This window comes from Enorma timonensis, from assembly GCF_000321165.1.
Classification (GTDB): domain Bacteria; phylum Actinomycetota; class Coriobacteriia; order Coriobacteriales; family Coriobacteriaceae; genus Enorma.
The window spans coordinates 1-20,748 of record NZ_CAPF01000022.1 but is presented as its reverse complement, the minus strand read 5'-3'; the positions used below and the strand labels follow the sequence as shown (position 1 = coordinate 20,748).

18 protein-coding genes, 1 tRNA gene and 1 pseudogene are annotated in these 20,748 nt (G+C 61.3%); 15 read left to right on the top strand and 5 right to left on the bottom strand.

Annotation, left to right across the window (positions count from 1 at the left end; genetic code table 11):
• Positions 1 to 19: 19 nt before the first annotated feature.
• Together BN423_RS02690 and BN423_RS02685 are read left to right on the top strand one after the other, a co-directional pair.
• Positions 20 to 1,495: a sugar nucleotide-binding protein gene (locus BN423_RS02690; protein ID WP_019238735.1), complete on the top strand. Its 1,476-nt coding sequence runs from the start codon at positions 20 to 22 to the stop codon at positions 1,493 to 1,495.
• 24 nt (positions 1,496 to 1,519) lie between these two features.
• Positions 1,520 to 3,988, top strand: a complete 2,469-nt coding sequence (locus BN423_RS02685; protein WP_232385476.1) for a glycosyltransferase — start codon at positions 1,520 to 1,522, stop codon at positions 3,986 to 3,988.
• Here the strand turns inward: BN423_RS02685 and BN423_RS02680 are convergent.
• Positions 3,985 to 5,103 carry a glycosyltransferase family 2 protein gene (locus tag BN423_RS02680; protein ID WP_019238733.1) on the bottom strand — a complete coding sequence of 373 codons (1,119 nt, stop codon included), beginning with the start codon at positions 5,101 to 5,103 and terminating at the stop codon, positions 3,985 to 3,987. The two genes, BN423_RS02685 and BN423_RS02680, sit on opposite strands and share 4 nt — an antisense overlap.
• Before the next feature lie 111 nt (positions 5,104 to 5,214).
• Here BN423_RS02680 and BN423_RS02675 point away from each other — a divergent pair, with 111 nt between their 5' ends.
• The 7 genes from BN423_RS02675 to BN423_RS02645 all read left to right on the top strand — a co-directional run bounded on the left by BN423_RS02675 (position 5,215) and on the right by BN423_RS02645 (position 12,605).
• Positions 5,215 to 6,330, top strand: a complete 1,116-nt coding sequence (locus tag BN423_RS02675) for a glycosyltransferase family 2 protein (protein WP_019238732.1) — start codon at positions 5,215 to 5,217, stop codon at positions 6,328 to 6,330.
• 41 nt (positions 6,331 to 6,371) lie between these two features.
• On the top strand, positions 6,372 to 7,427 hold the full coding sequence (locus BN423_RS02670; RefSeq protein WP_019238731.1) for a glycosyltransferase family 2 protein: 1,056 nt from the start codon (positions 6,372 to 6,374) through the stop codon (positions 7,425 to 7,427).
• Positions 7,428 to 7,486: 59 nt separating this feature from the next.
• Positions 7,487 to 8,578, top strand: coding sequence for a glycosyltransferase family 2 protein (locus BN423_RS02665; protein WP_019238730.1), 1,092 nt, complete (start codon positions 7,487 to 7,489; stop codon positions 8,576 to 8,578).
• A 5-nt stretch (positions 8,579 to 8,583) separates the two neighbouring features.
• On the top strand, positions 8,584 to 9,600 hold the full coding sequence (locus BN423_RS02660; RefSeq protein ID WP_019238729.1) for a glycosyltransferase family 2 protein: 1,017 nt from the start codon (positions 8,584 to 8,586) through the stop codon (positions 9,598 to 9,600).
• A gap of 89 nt (positions 9,601 to 9,689) precedes the next feature.
• Positions 9,690 to 10,928, top strand: coding sequence for a glycosyltransferase family 4 protein (locus BN423_RS02655; protein ID WP_187367795.1), 1,239 nt, complete (start codon positions 9,690 to 9,692; stop codon positions 10,926 to 10,928).
• Between the two features lie 93 nt (positions 10,929 to 11,021).
• Positions 11,022 to 11,837: an ABC transporter permease gene (locus BN423_RS02650; protein ID WP_019238727.1), complete on the top strand. Its 816-nt coding sequence runs from the start codon at positions 11,022 to 11,024 to the stop codon at positions 11,835 to 11,837.
• A gap of 9 nt (positions 11,838 to 11,846) precedes the next feature.
• On the top strand, positions 11,847 to 12,605 hold the full coding sequence (locus BN423_RS02645; protein ID WP_019238726.1) for an ABC transporter ATP-binding protein: 759 nt from the start codon (positions 11,847 to 11,849) through the stop codon (positions 12,603 to 12,605).
• A 21-nt stretch (positions 12,606 to 12,626) separates the two neighbouring features.
• On the opposite strand, the gene BN423_RS02640 is transcribed toward BN423_RS02645, so the two are convergent.
• The 4 genes from BN423_RS02640 to BN423_RS02630 all read right to left on the bottom strand — a co-directional run bounded on the left by BN423_RS02640 (position 12,627) and on the right by BN423_RS02630 (position 14,438).
• Positions 12,627 to 13,763 carry an AAA family ATPase gene (locus tag BN423_RS02640; RefSeq protein ID WP_019238725.1) on the bottom strand — a complete coding sequence of 379 codons (1,137 nt, stop codon included), beginning with the start codon at positions 13,761 to 13,763 and terminating at the stop codon, positions 12,627 to 12,629.
• Positions 13,764 to 13,957: 194 nt separating this feature from the next.
• Positions 13,958 to 14,034: transfer RNA gene (locus tag BN423_RS02635), tRNA-Arg, on the bottom strand.
• Positions 14,035 to 14,092: 58 nt separating this feature from the next.
• On the bottom strand, positions 14,093 to 14,176 hold the full coding sequence (locus BN423_RS11910; RefSeq protein ID WP_143758282.1) for a DUF4160 domain-containing protein: 84 nt from the start codon (positions 14,174 to 14,176) through the stop codon (positions 14,093 to 14,095).
• Positions 14,169 to 14,438: a hypothetical protein gene (locus tag BN423_RS02630; protein WP_019238724.1), complete on the bottom strand. Its 270-nt coding sequence runs from the start codon at positions 14,436 to 14,438 to the stop codon at positions 14,169 to 14,171. Before BN423_RS02630 ends, BN423_RS11910 begins: the two co-directional genes overlap by 8 nt.
• Positions 14,439 to 14,658: 220 nt before the next feature.
• Between BN423_RS02630 and BN423_RS11080 the strand changes: the two genes are divergently transcribed.
• The 6 genes and pseudogenes from BN423_RS11080 to BN423_RS10625 all read left to right on the top strand — a co-directional run.
• Positions 14,659 to 15,417 carry an Abi family protein gene (locus tag BN423_RS11080; RefSeq protein WP_157196230.1) on the top strand — a complete coding sequence of 253 codons (759 nt, stop codon included), beginning with the start codon at positions 14,659 to 14,661 and terminating at the stop codon, positions 15,415 to 15,417.
• A gap of 324 nt (positions 15,418 to 15,741) precedes the next feature.
• Positions 15,742 to 16,005: an HPr family phosphocarrier protein gene (locus BN423_RS02625; protein ID WP_019238723.1), complete on the top strand. Its 264-nt coding sequence runs from the start codon at positions 15,742 to 15,744 to the stop codon at positions 16,003 to 16,005.
• Between the two features lie 121 nt (positions 16,006 to 16,126).
• The gene (gene ptsP / locus BN423_RS02620; RefSeq protein ID WP_019238722.1) at positions 16,127 to 17,839 is read left to right on the top strand and encodes a phosphoenolpyruvate--protein phosphotransferase; all 1,713 of its coding nucleotides are present in this window, start codon (positions 16,127 to 16,129) and stop codon (positions 17,837 to 17,839) included.
• A gap of 180 nt (positions 17,840 to 18,019) precedes the next feature.
• Positions 18,020 to 18,943 (top strand): 1-phosphofructokinase family hexose kinase, encoded by a 924-nt coding sequence (locus tag BN423_RS02615; protein WP_019238721.1) that lies wholly within the window; start codon positions 18,020 to 18,022, stop codon positions 18,941 to 18,943.
• A gap of 151 nt (positions 18,944 to 19,094) precedes the next feature.
• The gene (locus BN423_RS02610) at positions 19,095 to 20,444 is read left to right on the top strand and encodes a C1 family peptidase (RefSeq protein WP_019238720.1); all 1,350 of its coding nucleotides are present in this window, start codon (positions 19,095 to 19,097) and stop codon (positions 20,442 to 20,444) included.
• A 110-nt stretch (positions 20,445 to 20,554) separates the two neighbouring features.
• A pseudogene (locus BN423_RS10625) lies at positions 20,555 to 20,748 on the top strand (CCA tRNA nucleotidyltransferase); the annotation flags it as partial.

Genomic DNA, 20,748 nt, shown 5'->3' with positions numbered 1-20,748 from the left:
ATCGGGGGAACGGTACAACATGGCGCTTGAATACGAGAAAGAGCTTTCCGTGCAGCAGACCGGTATTCCCGGCCTGGTAGTTGTTGACCTGTCTGTCCATGGCGATGCGCGCGGCTGGTTTAAGGAGAACTGGCAGCGCGCGAAGATGGTCGGCGGCCTCGGCCTGCCCGATCTACGCTGGGTGCAGAACAACATCAGCTACAACGTTGAGCGCGGCGCGACCCGCGGCATCCATGCGGAGCCCTGGAACAAGTTCATCTCTATCGCAACCGGTTCGGTTTTCGGCGCGTGGGTCGACCTCCGTGCGGGAAGCCCCACCTTCGGGCACGTGTACACCTGTGTGCTCGACCCTTCGAAGGCCATCTTCGTCCCGCGCGGCGTGGGTAACTCGTACCAGGCGCTCGAAGACGGTACAGCATACACCTATCTGGTCGACGCCCATTGGTCTGCCGAGCTCAAGAAGACGTATACGTTCGTGAACCTTGCGGATCCCGATCTGGCGATCGAGTGGCCCATCCCGCTCGACCAATGCGAGATCTCGGAGGCGGACAAGAACCACCCCATGCTTGCCGATGTTGCCCCCATGCAGCCTAAGCGCACACTTGTGACCGGTGCGAACGGACAGCTGGGGCGCGCTGTGCGAGCGCTTGCGGAGGAGTGCGGGCTGGGGGAGAGCTTCGACTACTGCGATATCGATACGTTCGATATGAGCGATCCCGCCGCATACGATGCATATGATTGGAGCCTGTACGGCACGGTGATCAACTGCGGCGCCTACACGGCGGTCGACCGCGCCGAGACGCCCGAGGGACGCGTGCTTGCGTGGAAGGCGAACGCTACGGGTCCCGCGCTGCTGGCACGCGCGTGCACAGAGCACGGCATCACGCTCGTGCATGTGAGCTCGGACTACGTGTTCGATGGCACGGTGGAGGTGCACGATGAGGACGAGCCGTTCGCCCCGCTTTCGGTGTATGGCCAGTCTAAAGCGGCGGGCGACATCGCCGTGTCGAGCTGTCCGGCTCACTACATCCTGCGTTCAAGCTGGGTGATCGGCGACGGGCGCAACTTCATCAAGACCATGAAGGGGCTCTCCGACCGCGTGGCGGATCCTGCCGACGGGCTCGATCACGTTACGGTGGTGAACGACCAGATTGGCCGTTTGACCTTTACCGACGAGATGGCGAAGGCTGCGTTCTGGCTCCTGGGCTATCGCGACGGTTCCGAGATCCCCCTCGAACCGGCGGCATTCGGCACGTATAACGTTACCGGATCGGGCGAGTCCGCCAGCTGGGCAGAGATCGCGCGCCTCGTATTCGAGCGCGCGCATGGTAACGGCGATGCCGTGCAGCCGGTGAGCACCACGGAGTACTACGCCTCTGCGGCGGGTCCGGTTGCCCCACGCCCCGTGTACAGCACGCTCTCGCTCGATAAGATCAAAGCGGTGGGGTTCGCTCCGAGGGATTGGCGCGAGTCGCTCGCTGCGTATATGGGGTAAGCCGAAGAGCAATAGGGTAGTGTCATGGACAAACGGTGCAAGCACATCGGCTCATGCAGAGGCAGGAACGGCTTAGGCTACGCAGCCTTCGAGGCTCCTTTTGGTTGCGGTATCAGGGCGGAAGTGCATGCTCGTCCTAACCGCAGGCCTGTTCCATGTGCGCTCTATGACTCTTCTTCGGCTTCTGAATTCGACCTGGGCATTGGTGCGGATCGCCGCATCGTCGTCGTAGCATTCCCTCTGCTAGATCGGGCTCTCTCTATCGATATGATCGATGGTGAGGGACAGGTGATTGCTACGGTGGCTCACTCACCGCGCATGCTTGCTGTGGCGTCTCGCATGCTTTCGTCAAGAAGGCCAGAGCTCGTCGCATTCATGCGGGGAATTGAGCGCCGTAGGGGCGCCTCGAGAACCAGAGCCGAACTCGTCGAGGTCTGGCCGGGCGAGGAGCGACAAAACGTATGGCGCTTTCGCGCGAGCTTCCCAACGGCAGATGATGCGGCAAGTTTGCGGGTTGCTTTCGAGGATGGCAGACTGAATCCCATCGAGCTCGATTACGCGGTCTTGGAAGATCACGTTGTCCCCTCGAAAACAACCGATGGGATGGAGCGCATCATCACGTTCTCGGTGCTTGTTCCAGATGAAATGCGTCATCTCCTCGCCAGCGTATCACTTGAGGGGCTTCCGACTTGTTCTGGTTTTGCCTGCGGGTTCCCGAGTACTGTGAATGTGATGCTCGATGATGCGCGGTGCCGTGCAACGGGGCAAGCTGCTTCGCGTACCTATGGTGCATGGTTTGATGAGCATCGTGCGACCAGTGAGCAGGTTGAAGCGCAGCGCGTCGCGTGCCTCTCTATGCGGGGGCCGTACATCTCCATCGTTGTGCCCGTGGTTAAGACGAATCCCCGGTACCTCAGCGATTGCATCAATTCGGTTCTATCCCAGTCCTATCCCAATTGGGAGCTCGTGCTCGTCAATGCAAGTCCCGAAGATGTCAGGGTTCAAGGTGTACTTGCGGGATATCAGGACGCCCGGATCAAGGTGGTCGAGGCTGCCAATCAGTCCATTTCCGATAACACCAACGTTGGCATTGAGGTTGCTACCGGAGATTTCGTTGCTTTCCTCGATCACGATGACTTTTTAGAGCCGGATGCCCTGTGGTGGTACATCCGCGAGATACAAGCCGACCCGCTGGTTGATGTTCTGTATTGCGACGAGGATCGTTTCTGCGACGACAGGTTCGTCAATCCGGCGTTTAAGTCCGCGCCCGATATCATAAAGCTCAGGTCGTATAACTATGTCAACCGTTTCCTCATGGTGAGTCGATACGTGCTCAACCATACCGAGCGGTCTGCTGCCGATGTGTCAGGCGCGCAAGACTATGATTTGACGCTCAAGGCATTCGAAGTCGCGCGAGGCATGCGGCATATTCCACGTGTTCTGTATCACTGGAGAGAGCATGACGGCTCCACGGCAGGCGGATCGGAGCAAAAGCCGTATGCCCATACCGCGGGGCGCATCGCCCTCGAGCGCCATCTCGCGCGCGTCGGACAGGCCGGTCGCGTTAAGGATGGACCGCTTTCGTGCACGTATCGCGTCCAATACGCATTGCCCGAGGAGCTCCCGCTCGTAAGCATCGTCATCCCGAGCAAGGATCACGCAAGCCTGTTGCGACGGTGTGTGGCGTCGATCTTGGACAAATCGACATATCCTCGCCTTGAGGTCGTGGTTGTGGAAAACAACAGCGTCCAGATGGAAACGTTTGATTGCTATCGCGAGCTCGAGCAAGATGCGCGCGTGCATGTCGTCTACTGGAATGCCGAGATGCTTCCAGAAGGCACGCCCCTTGAAAACGGGTTCAACTACTCGGCGTTGGTGAACTTCGGTGCTGCGCAGGCCGCGGGAGAGGTTCTGGTTTTCCTCAACAACGACACCGAGGTTATCGAGCCCGCGTGGGTCGAGGAGATGCTTGGCTTCCTGCAGATGAGCGATGTGGGGCTGGTGGGTGCAAAGCTGCTGTTTGAAGATGGCTTGGTTCAGCATGCGGGCATGATCGCGAACGCCCGTCATGATTTCGCCCATGTGAACCGCAACCTCTCACGAAGGGAGCTCGGGTACGCCTACTCTGCGGGGTTCCCCCAGGAATATGCGATGGTTACGGGTGCATGCCAGATGGTTTCGCGTGACACCTTCGATATGGTCGGCGGATATGATGAGCAGTTTGCTGTCGGATTCAACGACGGTGACTTCTGCCTGTCGGTACGAGAGGGCGGGTACAAGGTTGTCTATCAGCCGTACGCGTTGCTGTACCACCGAGAGTTCTCGACGCGCGCCCGCGAGGCGGAGGATGTTCGGACGCGAACCCGTATGCTGCGAGAGAAGAGCTACATCATCTCCAAACATCCCGTATTCTTCTGCGAAGGCGATCCGGCGATCAACCCTAACTTCGACCGCATGAGTGATTGGTGGGAATTGCCCGACGTGAACCGTTAGCTCCGCATGGCCAACCTGCGCATGCTCACGAGCGGTTTCGTTATGAGCTTGCCGACGCGGTGCGTGGCCGAGACCTTGATGCGAGAGATCTCCGTTTCAAGCTGGTTCATGTGACGGCGTTCGAGCACGAAGTAATAGAAAGCGATTTCAGCGGGTGACAGGTCTTTGATGGCCATACAGCAATCGTGACGGAGCGGCTGATAGACGCGTTCGCGGGGGAAGTCGGCGATGCCGAGCTCTTCTAGACCGCTTCGCTTCATCTCATCGACGATGGTCGAGAATGCCTCAAATGATGAACTGCGGTAGAGATTCATCGCGACGGCCTCCTCTGCCCAATTCACAAACGAGTCGCTGTAGAGCCCAAGCGTCTCCGATGCCTCAAGACGGCGTTTGAGCGCCAAGAACGCATCGTAGAAATCGAGGGGGTGCTCGTCGGCGGTGAATAAAGCGCTGCGCGGATTGTTCGTGCGATACAGATGGAGCTCCTTATCGAGGAGGGCGATACGCCGTGCTTCCACAAGGGCGCGGCAGGTGAAGAGGATGTCGGCCATGCGGTGGATATGCTGGAAGTGAATGTCGCTTTTTCGGATGAAGTCCGAGCGGTACAGCTTGTTGTGAACCCAGTTCTGAAATGAATTGAAGATGCGGGAGGGGTTTTGGCGAGGCGTGAAGACACCGGGCTCCACCCATTCGTCGATCCACGTAGTCTCGAAACACTCAGGGCAGGGGCGCTGTTCTCCCGTCTGGTTATCGAGGTATCTGGTTTTGAAGATGACAATGTCCGCGCCGGTTTGCTCACCTCGGTTGATTGCACGCTCCAACAGCTCGGGTTTCATGAGGTCGTCAGCGTCAAGGAAGTAAAGCCATTCGCCTGTTGCTGCATCGAGCCCCGCATCGCGCGCTGGTCCTTCGCCCGGCTCCGCCTCGGGTATCACGCGAATTCGAGCGTCCATGTGAGCTAGCTCGCTCAGGATTTTCGGCGTGTCGTCTGTTGAATTGTTGTCGATACAGATGAGCTCGAAGTCGCGAAACGATTGCGCAAGGACGCTTCGCACCGTGTTACGGATAAAGGTCTCGCAGTTAAAGCAGGGGATAATGACCGAGGCACGGGGCACGGGAACCTCCGATGAAACGATGGCGTACCGGTTCGAACGAAAAAGCGTCGCTGTTAGTATAGTATCGTTTGAATTTCTAAGCTGTATGGCTGCATTGAAAGGCGGTTCGGCATGCGAACTGACGCTGACTCGATGGTTTCCGTGATCGTTCCGATCTATAACGCCGAGCAATATCTTGTTGAATGCCTCGAGAGTATTCTTGCCCAAAGTCACCGCGCGCTTGAGGTGCTGTGCATCAACGATGGCAGCACCGATGGCTCACCCGACATCCTGGAGCGTTTCGCCGCGCGGGATGAGCGAATTCACGTCATTTCGAAAGAAAATGGAGGATATGGCGCCGCTTGCAACCTGGGAATTGATAAGGCGCGCGGGGAATGGATCTCCATCGTCGAGCCCGATGACTGGATCGAACCGGATATGTATGCCGACATGCTTGCGTTTGCCTCGCGTTTTGACGAGCAGATCGATATCGTGAAAACGCCTTGGTTCAACGTTCAGGATTGGGATGATCCCGAGAAACAGTACTCGACGGAGAGCCCCCTTGCGCGTCGCATCAAGACGTCGACGCATCCTTTCGTGCTGGCCGATGAGCCGATTCTCATCACTTTGCATCCGTCTATCTGGTCAGCGTTGTATCGTAGGGGCTTTCTTAATGAATGCTCGATACGGTTTCCCGAGTATTCCGGGGCGGGCTGGGCGGATAACCCCTTCCTGGTTGAAACGTTTTGCCAAGCGAAGGCTATCATCTACCTCGATCAACCGTACTACCAGTACCGCGCGGACCTTCCCGGCTCCACGTTGAACCATGGCTCCGTCGAGGCGATCAGACGGCCGTTTGACCGTTGGTGCGATATGACGGACATCATGGAGCGCCTTGCGGTTACGGATGGCGGGATATGGGATGCCCACTATATGAGGGCGTTCGCATACGCCGAGGGGGCAATTCACGATGACGGCTGGGATAATCCGGTCGTTCAGGAAGGCATGAAGCGCATGTTCTCGCGCATGGACGCTCAGCGCGTGTTCGCGTGTCCTGCAATCAGCCCGCGTCGCCGCGAGCTCTTCGCCAAGGTTATGGACTTGCCGATAGAGGATTTCAAAACGCCCAATCGCACGAGGTATCTGCTGGGCGAGGCATGGGGGCTGTTCCGCTCTGAGGGAATCGGCGGGATTATAGGGCGCCTTCGTACCGGGCGCGAACGAAGGAAAGAGATGACGGACGAGTAGGGGCGCGCCGCGCCTGAAATGTGAGAGTAGGAATCGAGTTCATGAGTGACCGTCCCACACCGCTGGTTTCCGTAGTTGTCCCCATTTGCAACGTCGAGGCGTTTCTAGACCAATGCCTGGACAGCATCGAGGGGCAGACGCTGCGCGATCTTGAGATCATATGTCTGAACGATGGCAGCAGCGATGCATCGCTCGATATCGTGAGAAGACACGCTGTCCGGGATAACCGCATCGTGGTTGTCGACAAAGAGAACGAAGGCTACGGCGCCACGTGCAACCGTGGGATTCAGCTGGCGCGCGGCACATGGGTTGCGATCGTTGAGCCGGACGACTGGATCGACGCCGCCATGTTTGCCGACATGGTCGCATTCGCGGATTCGTTCGATGCCGGCGTCGATGTGGTGAAAACGCCTTGGTTTGAAGTGGCGTTCTGGGATAATCCGGACACCATGGCAGAGAGGCCATGTCGGCTTCACCGAAGGATGAAGACCAGCTCGCGTCCGTTTGCGCTGGAAGATGCGCCGATGCTTCTCGAAACGCATCCTGCGATTTGGTCGTGCCTGTATCGACGTGAGTTTCTTTTGGAGCGAGATGTCCGATTCATTCCGTATCCTGGGGCGGGTTGGGCAGACAACCCATTTTTGATTGATTCACTTGCAAGCGCGCGGATCGTCTATCTCGATAGGGCCTACTACCACTACCGACTTGAGTTGCCCAAACAAGCGGGCTCTGCGCTTTCGGATGAGCGGGTCGCCATGCCATTCGAGCGATGGATGACCATGCTTGACCATATGAAGGAACGTGGTTTGGACTCGGACAAGCTCTTGTCCGCCCACTGCGTGCGTGGCTTCAATTACGCAACGCTCATGGGTGAAACGGTTGGATGGAATCATCCGGTTTTGCTTGAACACGTGCGGACGATGTTCTCTGCTATGCGCGGCGATTTGGTGCTGAAGCATCCCATGCTGAGCGCGAAGCGCAAGCGCTTCTACTTCCAAGTTCTCGGTCGCCCGTGCCCCCGTATTCCACGGGTGGGGCGTATGCTATATCTCATGCGCGAGGTTGCCTTTAGAGCAACAGCGGCCTTTGGCGACTAATGTGCGAGCTTTGGGGGTTGGGCTTGACTGAGGTGAGGGGTAATAGCGGGAGCGCTGATTTGGCTGGTGCAGATGCCGGCACTGCCTCCTATGAGCCGTCGCTCTCCATCATCATGCCCTGCTACAACGTCGAGCAGTACCTCGGTTCCGTGATCGAGAGCCTGCGGGCTCAGCCGTTCGGGGGCTGGGAGCTCATCGCGGTCGATGACGCATCGACCGATGGGACGGCTGAGGCTCTCACTCGCGCGGCGCAGCAAGATGCGCGCGTGAAACCTGTCCACCATGACCGCAATCGCGGCGCTGCCGCAGCGCGTAACACCGGCCTGGCGCACGCATGCGGCGAATACATCTGGTTTCTCGACCCCGATGACGACTTCGAACCCGCGCTGCTGCCCGAGGCGCTCGGCGCGCTCGAGGAATCAGGCGCTGACGTCGCGGTCTTCGGCTGCCGGGAGGAGACCTACGACGCCGCGGGTGCACTGCGCGCGACGCGGGACCTGCTGCCGCCGGCATCCGGTGTCCTCGCGGGCGACGCGCTCCATCGCGCCGTACTCGACCTGGAGGAATCCACCCTCTACGGCTACGCATGGAACAAGGTGTATCGCCGCGAGGCCATAGGGTCCGCGCGGTTCCCAGATGTCATGCTGGCGGAGGACCTCCTGTTCAACGTCGAGGTGTTCGACCGCGTTGCCCGTGCCGTCTTCATCCAGCAGCCGCTCTATCACTACAAGAAGCGCCTGCGCGCCAACCTTACGAACCGCTTCGACAAGAACTATTATTCCGAGCATCGCATGCGCATCGAGGCGCTTTATTACCAGCAGGTTCGCTGGGGGCTCGACAGCGCGGAGACCCGCTCCCGTCTGGGTTCGCTCTACGGACGCTACATCATCTCGGCGCTCGAGCGCAACTGCGACAAGCGTGCCGAGATGTCCCATGCCGACCGCGTGGCCTGGTGCCGGGCGCTCGCGGACGATTCGCTCTTCACGACGCTCGTGCAGGGCGCCCACTCCCGGGGAGGCGTCGCGCTAGAGGCGTGCCTTGCCCTCATCAAGACCGGCCGCCCCGCGCCCATGCTCGTCCTGGGCAGGCTCGTGCATGTGGTACGCTCACGCTTGGGTTCGCTGTACGCAAAACTGAAGAGGCAAAGGTAAACCACATGGCTAAGGTGCTTTCCATCGTCGTTCCGTCGTACAACGTCGAGACGTATCTAGAGCGTGGGCTGCGTTCCCTGTGCGATGAGCGCTTGGCCGATGCGCTTGAGGTCATCGTCGTCGACGACGGTTCCACCGACGCCACGCCCGCGATCGCGCAGCGCTACGTGGACCGTGAGCCGCGCATCTTCAAGCTCGTCTCCAAGGAGAACGGCGGGCACGGTTCCACCATCAATACCGGGCTCGCCGTCGCGACCGGCACGTATTTCCGCGTCGTGGACGGCGACGATTGGGTGGATACCGAGGGGCTCGTGCGCCTGATCGAGCAGCTCCGCTCGCTCGATGCGGATCTGGTCGTCGACGAGAAGCGCGAGGTCGACATGAAGACCGGCGCAAGTAAGCTGTTCCCGCTGGTAGCAGGGACGGTCACCGGCCAGGTGCTGCCGTTCTCGACCGTATGCCGCGACCCCGCGATCTCGTCCCAGATCATGATTCACACGCTCACCGTGCGCACGCAGCTCATGCGCGACGCGAGCGTGCGCCTGCTCGAGCACACGTTCTACGAGGATTACGAGTACGTGGTGAAGGCTTCCGTCCCGGCGGAGAGTATCGTGTTCCTCGACCTCGAGGTCTACCAGTACCTCGTGGGCAACGCGAACCAGAGCGTGAGCCATGCGAACTACGTGAAGCGCTGGGACGACCACGAGCGCGTCGTGCTCGAGCTCCTGCGCTACCTGCGCGCATGTCGTGCCCATGCAGACGACTTCACGTCCGAGTCGCTTGCCTACCTCGCATACAAGGTGCACCTCATCATCGACACGCACTACAACATCGCCCTGCTCTTCGACGATGACCGCCGCCGCGGCCGCGCCCGAGCCCGGGCGTTCCGCGCCGAGCTCAAGCGAATCGACGAGGAGCAGTGGTGCTGGGGCAACCGGCGCTACCGGCAGGCGCTGGTGCTTAACCGGCTCGGCATCGGATACGATACCGTCGGTCGGCTGCACGGACGCCGGCACGTGTAGGGGTATTGCGTAGGCGGCGTGCGCGCGCCCGCGTTCCGATACAATGACGTTTTGAGATATATGGCACCGGGCTACAGGAAGGGGGAGAGATGCCGTCGCGAGGCCGTATAGCGGTGTTCAGCATCGATGCGAAGCTCGGAGACGAGGTCAGGGGCGCGACGCGCTACACCTTCCTTGCCCAGTTGCTGCACGAGCACGGCTACGAGGTCGACTTCATCACCTCGCGCTTCCAGCATTGGGATAAACGCCATCGCGACGCATCCTTCGACCCCGCGACCGACGCCTACGCCGTCCGTTTCATCGACGAGCCGGGCTACCCCGCGAACATGTGCCCCCAGCGCATCTGGTCGCACCGCATCGCCGCGAAGAACCTCACGGCGTACTTCGAGCAGCACCACGATTACGACCTCATCTACTGCCAGATCCCGCCCAACGACGCGACGCTCGCGGCGGGGCGAGCCGCCAAGCGCTACGGGATCCCGTTCGTGATCGACGTGAACGATCTCTGGCCGGAGGCGTTCCGCGTGGCGCTGGACGTCCCCGTGCTGTCGGACGTGCTCTTCGCTCCGTTTTACCGGCAGGCGAAGCAGGCCTATGCCCTGGCAGACGCTGTGGTGGGCACCTCCGATGAGTACGCGTCGCGCGCGTTCAAGGATCGCGGCCAGGACATCCCGAAGGTCGTCGTCTACGTTGGCAACGACATCGACGAATTTGACGAAGGTGCCCGGGAGTTCGCCGGCCAGATCGAAAAGCCCGCCGGCGAGCTCTGGGTGACTTACGCCGGCACGCTGAGCGCCTGCTACGACATCGACACGCTCATCCGCGCGATGGCGGAGGTGCAGCGCACGCACCCCGAGGCCAAGCTGAAACTGCTGGGCGATGGGGGAGAGCGAGCGCACCTCTTCGAGGCCGCGTCCGAGACCGGGTGCGATGTCGAGTTTTTGGGGTATCAGCCCTACCGGAAGATGGCGGCGTACCTCTGTGCCTCGGACATCCTGGTGAACTCGCTGGTGGGCAAGGCGGCGCAGAGCATCGTGACCAAGATTGGCGACTATCTCGCCGCGGGGAAGCCCCTCATCAACGCCGCAGTGGGCGCGGAGTTCCGCCACAAGGTCGAGGAGGACGGCTTCGGCGTCAACGTCCAGCCGGGCGACGCCTCGGCGCTGTCCGCCGCGCTCGTGCGCCTCATCGAGGACGCCGCGGCGCGCGAGCGCATGGGGAAGCGGGCGCGGGGCATCGCCGAGCAGCAGTTCGCGCGCAGGGTGGCGTACCAATCGACGGTGCAGCTCATCGACGATCTGGTGCGCGAGGGCAAGCATGGCAGATGAAATGTGTTGCCTGGTGCGTGCGCGGCGCTGCGCGAAGCAAAACAGGTATGATTATCCGATGTCTGAACCGACAGATTAGGTAGGGGAGCGATCGTGGCAGATAGCTCAGCGAATCATTCGAATTACGTCTCGGGCACGTTCTCGAAGGACGGCTTCATTCTTCGCCAGCTGGTTTCGACCGATTTCAAGCTCAAGTATCGCCGCAGCATCTTGGGTGTGGTGTGGAGCGTGCTCAACCCGCTGCTCATGATGATCGTCATGAGCGTCGTGTTCTCGTACATGTTCCGATACAACATCGAGAACTACCCGCTCTACCTCATCATCGGCAACATCACCTTCGCCTTCATGAGCGATTCCACGAATCAGGGCATGACCTCGATCATCAACGCCTCCTCGCTGCTGAAGAAGATCAAGGTCGACCGCTTCCTCTTCCCGGTGCAGAAGGTGCTCTTCGCGTTGGTGAACTTCGCCTTCTCGTTCGTCGCCGTCCTGGCGGTCATGCTGTGGTTCCGCGTGGTACCCACCTGGCATTTCATCTTGCTGCCCGTCTGCCTCCTGCTGCTCGTGGTGTTCTGCAGCGGGCTGGGTCTGCTGCTATCGGCCGCCGCGGTGTTCTTCCGCGACGTCATGCACCTGTGGGGCGTGGTCATCACCGCTTGGAACTACCTCACCCCGGTGTTCTGGGATGCGCAGATGCTCGTCGACAACCACGCGCCCTGGTTCGTGCTCGCGGTCGTCCGGCTGAACCCCATGTACAACTACATCCAGTTCATGCGCGACATCGTGCTGTGGCAGACGGTTCCGTCCTTCGAGACGGTCGCGCTCTGCGTGGTGTGGGCGGTTGTGATGATCGCGATCGGCATCTTCGTGTTCAAGAAGACCGAGCACAAGTTCATCCTCTACATCTAGGGCGGGGCCATGTCTGAGCAGATTGCGACAAACGAGCAGGAATATGCCATCGAGGTCAAAGATGTGACCATGGTGTTCAACATGGCGAGCGCCAAGTTGAACAGCCTGAAGGAGTACTTCATCGCGCTTGCGCGCCGCGAGCTCTTCTTCAAGGAATTCAAGGCGCTGAAGAACGTGAGCTTCAACGTGCCGAAGGGTTCCGTCGTCGGCTTGGTCGGCACGAACGGCTCGGGCAAATCGACCATGCTCAAGATCATCGCCGGGGTGCTCGAGCCCACCGAGGGCGAGTGCGTCGTGCGCGGGAACATCGCGCCCCTCATCGAGCTCGGCGCCGGCTTCGACATCGAGCTCACCGCGCGCGAGAACATCTACCTCAACGGTGCGCTCCTGGGATACACGAAGACGTTCATCGACGAGCACATCGACGACATCATCGATTTCGCCGAGCTGCACGACTTCATGGACATGCCGCTCAAGAACTACTCAAGCGGTATGGTGGCGCGCATCGCGTTCGCCATCGCGACGGTGACCGAGCCGGATATCCTGATCGTCGACGAGACACTTTCGGTGGGCGACGTGTTCTTCCAGGAGAAGTGCATGAACCGCATCCGGAGCTTCATCGACACCGGCAAGGTCACGGTGCTCTTCGTGAGCCACGACATCAACCAGGTTGAGAACCTGTGCCAGACCGCCGTGTGGATCGAGAAGGGCGTCAAGCGCATGGAGGGCCCCGTCGCCGAGGTCTGCGAGGCATACCGCAACCAGTAGTGGGGTGTAGCTGCTCCTGAGCTAGTCGCTCGCCTCGTCTCTCGCCTGCCCGCGGATATACTCTTTGAATCCGGGCAGGGCAAAACGGAACGCGCCGCCAGGTGTCTCCTCGATAATGCCCTGTTCGATGAGGCGCTTTTTGTAGACCGTGATATGACTTGAAGGTTTCTGCAGCCTCTGCATCAAATCGGAGCGTTTCGACTGCGCTTCATCTTCGGACATGGCGATGAGGAATGCCTTGTCATGTTCGGAGAGCTCCGAATACGTTGCGTCAAAGATGCGCGTCGCAAGCTCTTCGCGGGCGAGTTTCGCGCCTTGCTGCACATGTTCAAGCGAGATGGCTCCATGGTCGCTTGACGCATTCCATGAGCGATAGCCAACGAGCTGAAAGAGATAGGGAAAGCCCTCGATCGCGTCCGCTGCGTACGCAAGCGCCCCATCGTCGATCGTCTTGCCGCCGCTCTCAACGGTGAGGCGAAACGCCTCCACCACTTCATACCGAGGGATGGAGCCAAGCTGATAGCGCGCAGCGCGGCGGAGAAACGAGGTTGAATCTCCGGAGACGAGGGAATTGATGCGGTGGGGAAGGCCGGCCATGAAGAGGGCCACCTTTCGGTCTTCACGCACAAAGTGCTGGTATGTGGTGACGAGGCGCTCCATCGCCTCAAGGTCCGGATCGACCTCGTCAACGGTGATGAGCAGGCCGCAGTGCATCTCGCTGAGCTTTTCGAGCAGGTCACTCATTGTGATACGCCACGTTTCTGGTCGGTGATTTTCCTTAGACCACGAGATTCCCCCAATGCCAGCGATGTTCAAACCGGTAATGGTGCGTTGGTCCTCCTTGTAGATGAGGTGTTGCGCCGCGCGCTCTGCCTGTGCTCGGATTTCTTCGAGCATGTCATTCGAGGCGGTGACATCGGCGCAGATCCATCCGGATGCTTCGGCGATGCGGCCGAGGTGCGTGAGGAGTGCGGTCTTGCCCGTCCCGCGCGCTCCCACGAATAACGTGCACCGGTCTGGATTGTTGTCCGGATCTTGGAATACCGAGCTGATTTCGTCGATGATTGATTCACGGCCGGCGAAATAGGGGGGGACTTTGCCGAATATGGGGGTGAAGGGGTTTGACGGTTTGAGGATCGAGGTATCTGATGCCTGCATGCTTCGCTCCTTCGATGCTTTTATTTATTTTAGCAGCTTTTAACTTTTTTAGCATCTTTTATTTCTTTTAACGGTTTTAGTATACCCGCATCAGCAATAGCATAATTATGCTCGCAAGGTGTTGCATCATGGGAGCGGACGCCCATAACGAATGCGACCCGGATGCTGCCATCCGGGTCGCGCTCATGTGCGGTTGGTGCGCCCAGGGGGATTCGAACCCTCGACCTTGAGATTAGAAGTCTCCTGCTCTATCCAGCTGAGCTATGGGCGCATGTGACGGACTATGCTGCCGTGCCCCCGATTATAGACGAACCCCGCCGCGCCCGCACTTAAACATGAACGTGAACGGGCTCGTTGTTCTCGTTCGACCAGAAGAAGCTCCGGTATCCGCCGACAAGAAACAGGCTAGGCAACCTTCAGCCCTCCGTTTGACGCGTAGCGATACAGGAGGTGGGCGTTGTCGCGCAGGAACTCTTCGAACCGTTCGACTTCCGCGTCTGAGAACGCGCCCTCCCACGCGGTCCATGTATACGAGGGCAGCTCGCAGCGAGCGGAGTCGAACCCGTGCTCGTTCGGGCGCTCAAAATGGACAAGCACCTTGTCGAGGCCATCCTCGTGCAGGATCTGGGAATGGACGACTTCCGTCCCGTCTTCGAGGGTCATATACGGGTACATCACGGGAATCACCTTCTTGGCGCGTGCGTGAGCTGCATATCTCGGAACCGCTTATAGTTTACTTCGACGAGGCTTGTGCGACGGTTGCGGTGTAAGGCGTGTTTCCCCTAACTTTGCTTGTCGGCTTTCGTGAAAATGGGTACGATATATAGCGATGGGCCCGGGAATGACCTCTGCACGCAAGTCACCGGGCCTCAATCATATCTATTGGAGGTGTTCGATGGCATTCGCGTCCGAACAGTCTCTTCTCCATCAAGGCGACAACATTTCGGACTGCTCGACTAGGGCATGGGCGGAACGCTGGCTTTCGTCCGAGCGCCTTGCACCCTATCTTGCGGATTGCGAGGGCGACATCGATCGTGCACTTGCGCTCTATGAATGGAACGTTGCGCTCGGGCAAGTGCTCATGCGCGATATCTCCCACTTTGAGGTTGCGCTGCGCAACGCCTACGACAGGGTGATGTGTGAGGGCTGGCATGGTGATGCGCACTGGTTGCTGGACGACGCATCGCCTGCGCGCAGGCCTGTTATGCGGAGGTCGAAGCGCGGAGAACTCGACGCGAACCGGATTAACCGGAAGGCGATCGACGCGGTGATCGGGCGACTGCCAAGTGGCGCAACGTCCGGTTCGGTTGTATCTAACCTTACGCTGGGGTTTTGGGTTCATCTCTCGGATCGTTCCCGTGAAGCGGTTATCTGGAGAACCTTCCTCTATCGAGCATGGCCGAAGGGGACTAATCGCCGGAATCTTCAGCCGCGCCTGGACGGTATTCTTCGCGTGCGCAACCGGGTTGCTCACGCTGAGCGCCTGTTTGATCCACAAAATGGAAGGCCATCGCCGCTCGCTGCGGATGAAGATGCCGTTGCATTATTGCGCGCTCTTTGTCCGGAGGCCGCAGAGCGGTTGTATGGCGACGAGCCGACCCCTGTGGAACGGTTCCGCGAAGAGCACCCTGCTCCCGCCAAGGTGAGGCTATAAATAATGAGCCTGTAGTTGGTTCGTGTGGAGGGGGCGAGATGAATAGCGTTTCGTCAGCGGCTGCGACCAGGCATCTCGAACCGTATCCTATGTATGATTCCGGCATCGTACCTCGATACCGCCCCTCCACGCGGCCGCGGAGCGGCACCTCCGTTGCCGCATTCACTCCGCCCTCCGCCCGCTATGTTTCCGTCTCGTCCAAACACCTGCCATCATTCGTATTCTGTTACTTTTAGCACACGATTGAGGTACACTAAGCCTGTCGTATGTCAGCCTCGCGACGGGTCGGCCGTCGCTGGCGTGTAGAACAGAAGGAGACAAGCTATGGTTTCTGAGAAGGTCACCCTTATCAATCCCCAGGGTCTTCACATGCGTCCCGCGGGTCTGTTCGCGTCCACCATGGGCAAGTTCGCCTGCGACGTGACCGTCGTCACCCCCGAGAAGGAGGTCAACGGCAAGTCCCCCATGGCGCTCATGGCCGCCGGCATCCCCTGCGGCACCGAGGTCGAGATCCGCTGCGACGGTGCCGATGAGGCTGACGCCCTCACCACCGCCATCGACCTCATCAAGAGCGGCCTCGGCGAGTAGCACACTGCCCCGCCTGGCGTCGTGAGCAAGTAGTTCATCAGGTGAGCGCAGGTGCCTTTTGCGGGTGCCTGCGCTTTTTTGAGCTGCCCCTTGGCAGCAATGCACGGAGAGAGGACACGCAATGTTCGAGGGAGTCAACGCATCCGAGGGCATCGGCATCGGTACCGTCGTCGTGGCGGTCGAGCCCGATCTGACGTTCGAGCCGGTCACGATCCCCGAGGATCAGCGCACCGCCGAGCGTGAGCGCTATCAGTTCGCCCTGGGCGCCTTCTGCAAGAAGACCGAGGCCCAGGCCGAGCGCATGAAGGAGACCGTGGGCGAGAACGAGGCCGAGATCATGGTCGGCCATATCGCCATGGCGAAGGACCCCGGCCTCACGGATCAGATCAACAACCTCATCGATAGCGGCGTCTGCGCCGAGCAGGCCCTCGTCGAGGCGAGCACCATGTTCGAGAACATGTTCCTCGCCATGGATGACGAGATGTTCCGCCTGCGCGCGTCCGATATCGCCGACATCCGCACCGGCCTTCTGTGCGAGCTGCTCGGCAAGGAGGTCGTCGACCTCTCCACGCTCCCGCCCGAGTCCGTCATCGTGGTGCACGACCTCACCCCGTCCATGACCGCGACCATCGACAAGGACAACGTCGCCGGCATCGTGACCGAGGTCGGCGGCCGTACCTCGCACTCCGCGATCATCGCCCGCGCCCTCGAGATCCCGGCCGTCCTCTCCGTGGTGAACAGCTGCGCCGCCATGCGCCCCGGCGCCCGCGCCATCGTCGACGGCACGCATGGCCAGGTCATCCTCGACCCCGATGAGGCCACGCTCGCCGACTACACCGCCAAGGCCGAGACCATGGCGGCCGAGAAGGCCGCGCTCGAGGCCTTCCGCGGCAAGGAGACCACCACGGCCGACGGCGTGCACAAGGTGCTCGCCGTGAACATCGGCGGTCCGGGCGACGTTCCCGCCGCGCTCGAGCACGACGGCGAGGCCATCGGTCTCTTCCGTACCGAGTTCCTCTTCATGGACGCCACCTCGCTGCCCACCGAGGAGGAGCAGTTCCAGGCCTACCAGAACGTGGCGCTCGCCCTCAAGGGCGCCCCGGTGATCATCCGCACGCTCGACGTGGGCGGCGACAAGGAGATCCCGTACCTGAAGCTCCAGAAGGAGGACAACCCCTTCATGGGCTACCGCGCCGTGCGCTACTGCCTCGATAACCCCGATGAGTACAAGGTCCAGCTCCGCGCGCTCCTGCGTGCGAGCGCGTTCGGCGACATCAAGATCATGGTGCCGCTCGTTACCTGCATGGAGGAGCTCCGCCAGGTGAAGGCGCTCGTGGAGGAGTGCAAGGCCGAGCTCGACGCCGAGGGCGTGGACTACAACAAGGACATCGAGGTCGGCGTCATGATGGAGACGGCCGCCGCCGCCAACATCGCCGACCTGCTCGCCGACGAGGCCGCGTTCTTCTCCATCGGCACGAACGACCTCACCGGCTACACCATGGCCTCCGACCGCGGCAACGACAAGGTGGCCTACCTCTACAGCTGGTACTACCCGGCGGTGCTGCGCGCCATCAAGAAGATCATCGTGAGCGGTGTCGAGAAGGGCATCATGGTGGGCATGTGCGGCGAGGCCGCGGCCGACCCGCTGCTCACGCCGCTGCTCATCAGCTGGGGCATGGAGGAGTTCTCCGTCTCCGCCCCGAGCGTCCTGCGCACGCGCAAGACCATCTCGCAGTGGACGAAGGCCGACGCCGACGCCCTCGAGGAGAAGGTCATGCAGCTCAAGACCGCCGAAGAGGTCAAGGCTGCGCTCGAGGAGGCCGCGCGCAAGTAGGCGTTCAGCGCATTTCGCGACCGGGGCGCGGACAGGTTGTTCGGCCCGCGCCCCGGTTCTGAGCGAGGGCATTTCCTTTGTTAGCGAATGGAAAGCTCTCGCAACTTCGCTTGCATTCGCTGCACGGCGCGTCTATCCTTTGCGCCGTGCAGTTTTCTTGTGAAAGGAAGGTGGCTGTTCATGTTCTACACGCTCACCGCTAATCCCGCCGTCGACATGACCGTGTCCTGCCCTTCGCTCGTCCCGAACGAGAACGTCCGCTCGATGTCCGCGAGCTACACCGCCAACGGCAAGGGCCTCGACGTGTCGTTCGCCCTCAAGAAGTTCGGCGTCGACTCGGTGGCGCTCGGCTTCTTCGCGGGCTTTACCGGCAAGTACGTGGTCGATGAGACCATGAACTCCGGCTGCCTGTGCCGCCCCGTCTGGATCGACGGCGTCACGCGCATCAACTCCTACTTCAACGACGGCGAGAACGAGTACGGCATCCTGAACCCCGGTCCCGTGCTCACGCCCCAGGGCGAGCAGGAGCTCTACAAGATCCTCGACACCACGGGCGACCTCGAGTGCCTCATCGTCTCCGGCTCGCTGCCGCGCAAGGCCTCGAAGGACTTCCTCGACCAGGTCGTGAAGCACGCCCAGGATCGTGGCGCCGACGTGGTGCTCGACCTCTCGAGCGATAAGCTCAAGACGCTCTGCGCCACGCACCCGCTGCTCATCAAGCCGAACCACCACGAGATGCGCGAGATCTTCGGTGTGCAGATCGACACCGACGACGATGCCCGCCGCGCGCTCGCGCTCGCGCATGAGGCCGGCGTGCAGAACGTGCTGCTCACCATGGGCAGCCGCGGCAGCGCCTACTTCTCGAACGGCGAGGACATCTGGTACGCGAAGCGCGACTTCAACATCAAGCTCGTGTCCTCCGTGTGCGCCGGCGACTGCACGCTCGCCGCGTTCCTGCTCAAGTGGTACCACGACCGCGACAACGTCGAGGAGGCCATGAAGCTCGCCATGGCGACGGGCGCCAACGTGGCCGAGAGCGTCGGCCTGGGCGACTTCGCGCACGTCGACGAGTACAGCAAGCGCGTCACGGTGCGCAAGCTCTAGTTCCGCTGGGTAGCCTCGGCTCAATGCCGAAGACGGGCGCCGCGCTCCTCGATTCGGGGGCGCGGCGCTTTTTTGCTGTCGCTGTGCGCCCAATGAGGGTATGCTAGCGGGGTCGATATGTACGTTCGAGCAAGGAAGGGAACCAGCTCCTATGGATCAACGTGTTTCTCTGACGCCTGAGTTCACCGCCGATTGCCGCGAGGCGCTCGAGGCGGATGTTTGCGCCCGCATCGCCCGCAACGCCGTGACCTCCTCTGGCGTGCGCGCCGCAGCCCGCGACGCCGAGGTGGCGGCGCTTGCCACCACGACGTTCGACATTCAGCTCGAGCAGGGCGAGATCACCGATCAGAAGCGCTCGGGCCGCTGCTGGATGTTCGCGAGCCTGAACACCATGCGCTACCGCATCATGAAGAAGCTCGGCATCAAGACCTTCGAGCTCTCCCAGGCCTACCCGCTCTTCTGGGACAAGTACGAGCGCGCGAACTGGTTCTTCGAGAACATCATCGCCACGGCGGGGGAGGAGCTCACCTCGCGCGAGGTGGCCTACCTGCTCGCCGATCCGCTCTGCGACGGCGGCCAGTGGGACATGTTCCGCTCGCTCGTGAAGAAGTACGGCGTCGTGCCGAAGGAGGCCATGCCGGAGACCGTCTGCTCGAGCAACACGGGCGACATGAACAAGTACCTCACGCGCTACCTGCGCGCGGGCGCCAAGCGGCTGCGCGACGCCCTCGCCGCCGCCGCGACCGCCGACGAGGCGCGAGCGGTGAAGCAGGAGCTCATGGAGGGCGTCTACCGCATGCTCGCCATCTGCCTGGGCGAGCCGCCGGCGAGCTTCGAGGTGCGCATCCGCGACGAGAAGAACGAGCTCAAGGCGAGCGGCACCTACACGCCCCAGCAGTTCTTCGCGGAGTTCGTCGACATGAACCTCGACGACTACGTCTCCATCATCAGCGCGCCCACGGCCGATAAGCCCTACCTGCGCTCGTACACGGTCAAGTACCTGGGCAACGTGGTCGAGGACGGCACGGTGCGCTACGTGAACCTGCCCATCGACGCGCTCAAGCGCGTGGCGGTGGCTCAGCTGAAGGACGGGCTGCCCGTGTGGTTCGGCTCCGACGTGGACCAGGGCTTCCTCTCCGCCGACGGCGTGCTCGACCCCGCGGCGCTCGACGTGGATACGCTCTTCGGCCTGCCGATCGAGACGGGGCTCGACAAGGCCGCCCGCCTGGACTACGGCGAGTCCGTCATGACGCACGCCATGACGCTGCAGGGCGTGAACCTGAACGAGGCCGGCGTGCCCACGCGCTGGCGCATCGAGAACAGCTGGAGCGACGAGCACGGCAAGAAGGGCTACGACGTCGCGTCCGATGCCTGGTTCGACGAGTACGTCTACCAGGTCGTCGTCGATAAGAAGTACCTCACGGACGAGGAGCTGGCGGCCTATGAGGCCGAGCCCACCGTGCTCGCGCCGTGGGATCCGATGGGCACGCTCGCCTGCTAGCACGGGCGTGGCCGGCGGCCCGGACGCATGCCTGGCTGCCATCTTGCAGGTTGTGGAGGCGGCTGGCCGGCGCGGGTGCCAGGTCGCCGCGAGAGGTAAGGAGGCGCGCGATGGATGCGAAGCTCGAGCAGGCAGCCGGGGCCGCCTCCGTGCCGGCGCCCGCGCTGAACGGAACCCGTCCGAGCGCGGGCGCGCTCGCCGCGCTCGCCGCCCTCGAGGGCGCCGGGCTCGAGGCGTGGATCGTGGGCGGTTGGGTGCGCGACGCGCTCCTCGGCGCGCCGAGCCACGACGTCGACATCTGCTG

Coding starts and splice junctions, on each gene's coding strand:
- BN423_RS02690 (WP_019238735.1), top strand. CDS start 20: ATGGCGCTTGAATACGAGAAAGAGCTTTCCGTGCAGCAGACCGGTATT.
- BN423_RS02685 (WP_232385476.1), top strand. CDS start 1,520: ATGGACAAACGGTGCAAGCACATCGGCTCATGCAGAGGCAGGAACGGC.
- BN423_RS02675 (WP_019238732.1), top strand. CDS start 5,215: ATGCGAACTGACGCTGACTCGATGGTTTCCGTGATCGTTCCGATCTAT.
- BN423_RS02670 (WP_019238731.1), top strand. CDS start 6,372: ATGAGTGACCGTCCCACACCGCTGGTTTCCGTAGTTGTCCCCATTTGC.
- BN423_RS02660 (WP_019238729.1), top strand. CDS start 8,584: ATGGCTAAGGTGCTTTCCATCGTCGTTCCGTCGTACAACGTCGAGACG.
- BN423_RS02655 (WP_187367795.1), top strand. CDS start 9,690: ATGCCGTCGCGAGGCCGTATAGCGGTGTTCAGCATCGATGCGAAGCTC.
- BN423_RS02645 (WP_019238726.1), top strand. CDS start 11,847: ATGTCTGAGCAGATTGCGACAAACGAGCAGGAATATGCCATCGAGGTC.
- BN423_RS02640 (WP_019238725.1), bottom strand. CDS start 13,763: ATGCAGGCATCAGATACCTCGATCCTCAAACCGTCAAACCCCTTCACC.
- BN423_RS02630 (WP_019238724.1), bottom strand. CDS start 14,438: ATGTACCCGTATATGACCCTCGAAGACGGGACGGAAGTCGTCCATTCC.
- BN423_RS11080 (WP_157196230.1), top strand. CDS start 14,659: ATGGCATTCGCGTCCGAACAGTCTCTTCTCCATCAAGGCGACAACATT.
- BN423_RS02625 (WP_019238723.1), top strand. CDS start 15,742: ATGGTTTCTGAGAAGGTCACCCTTATCAATCCCCAGGGTCTTCACATG.
- ptsP (WP_019238722.1), top strand. CDS start 16,127: ATGTTCGAGGGAGTCAACGCATCCGAGGGCATCGGCATCGGTACCGTC.
- BN423_RS02615 (WP_019238721.1), top strand. CDS start 18,020: ATGTTCTACACGCTCACCGCTAATCCCGCCGTCGACATGACCGTGTCC.
- BN423_RS02610 (WP_019238720.1), top strand. CDS start 19,095: ATGGATCAACGTGTTTCTCTGACGCCTGAGTTCACCGCCGATTGCCGC.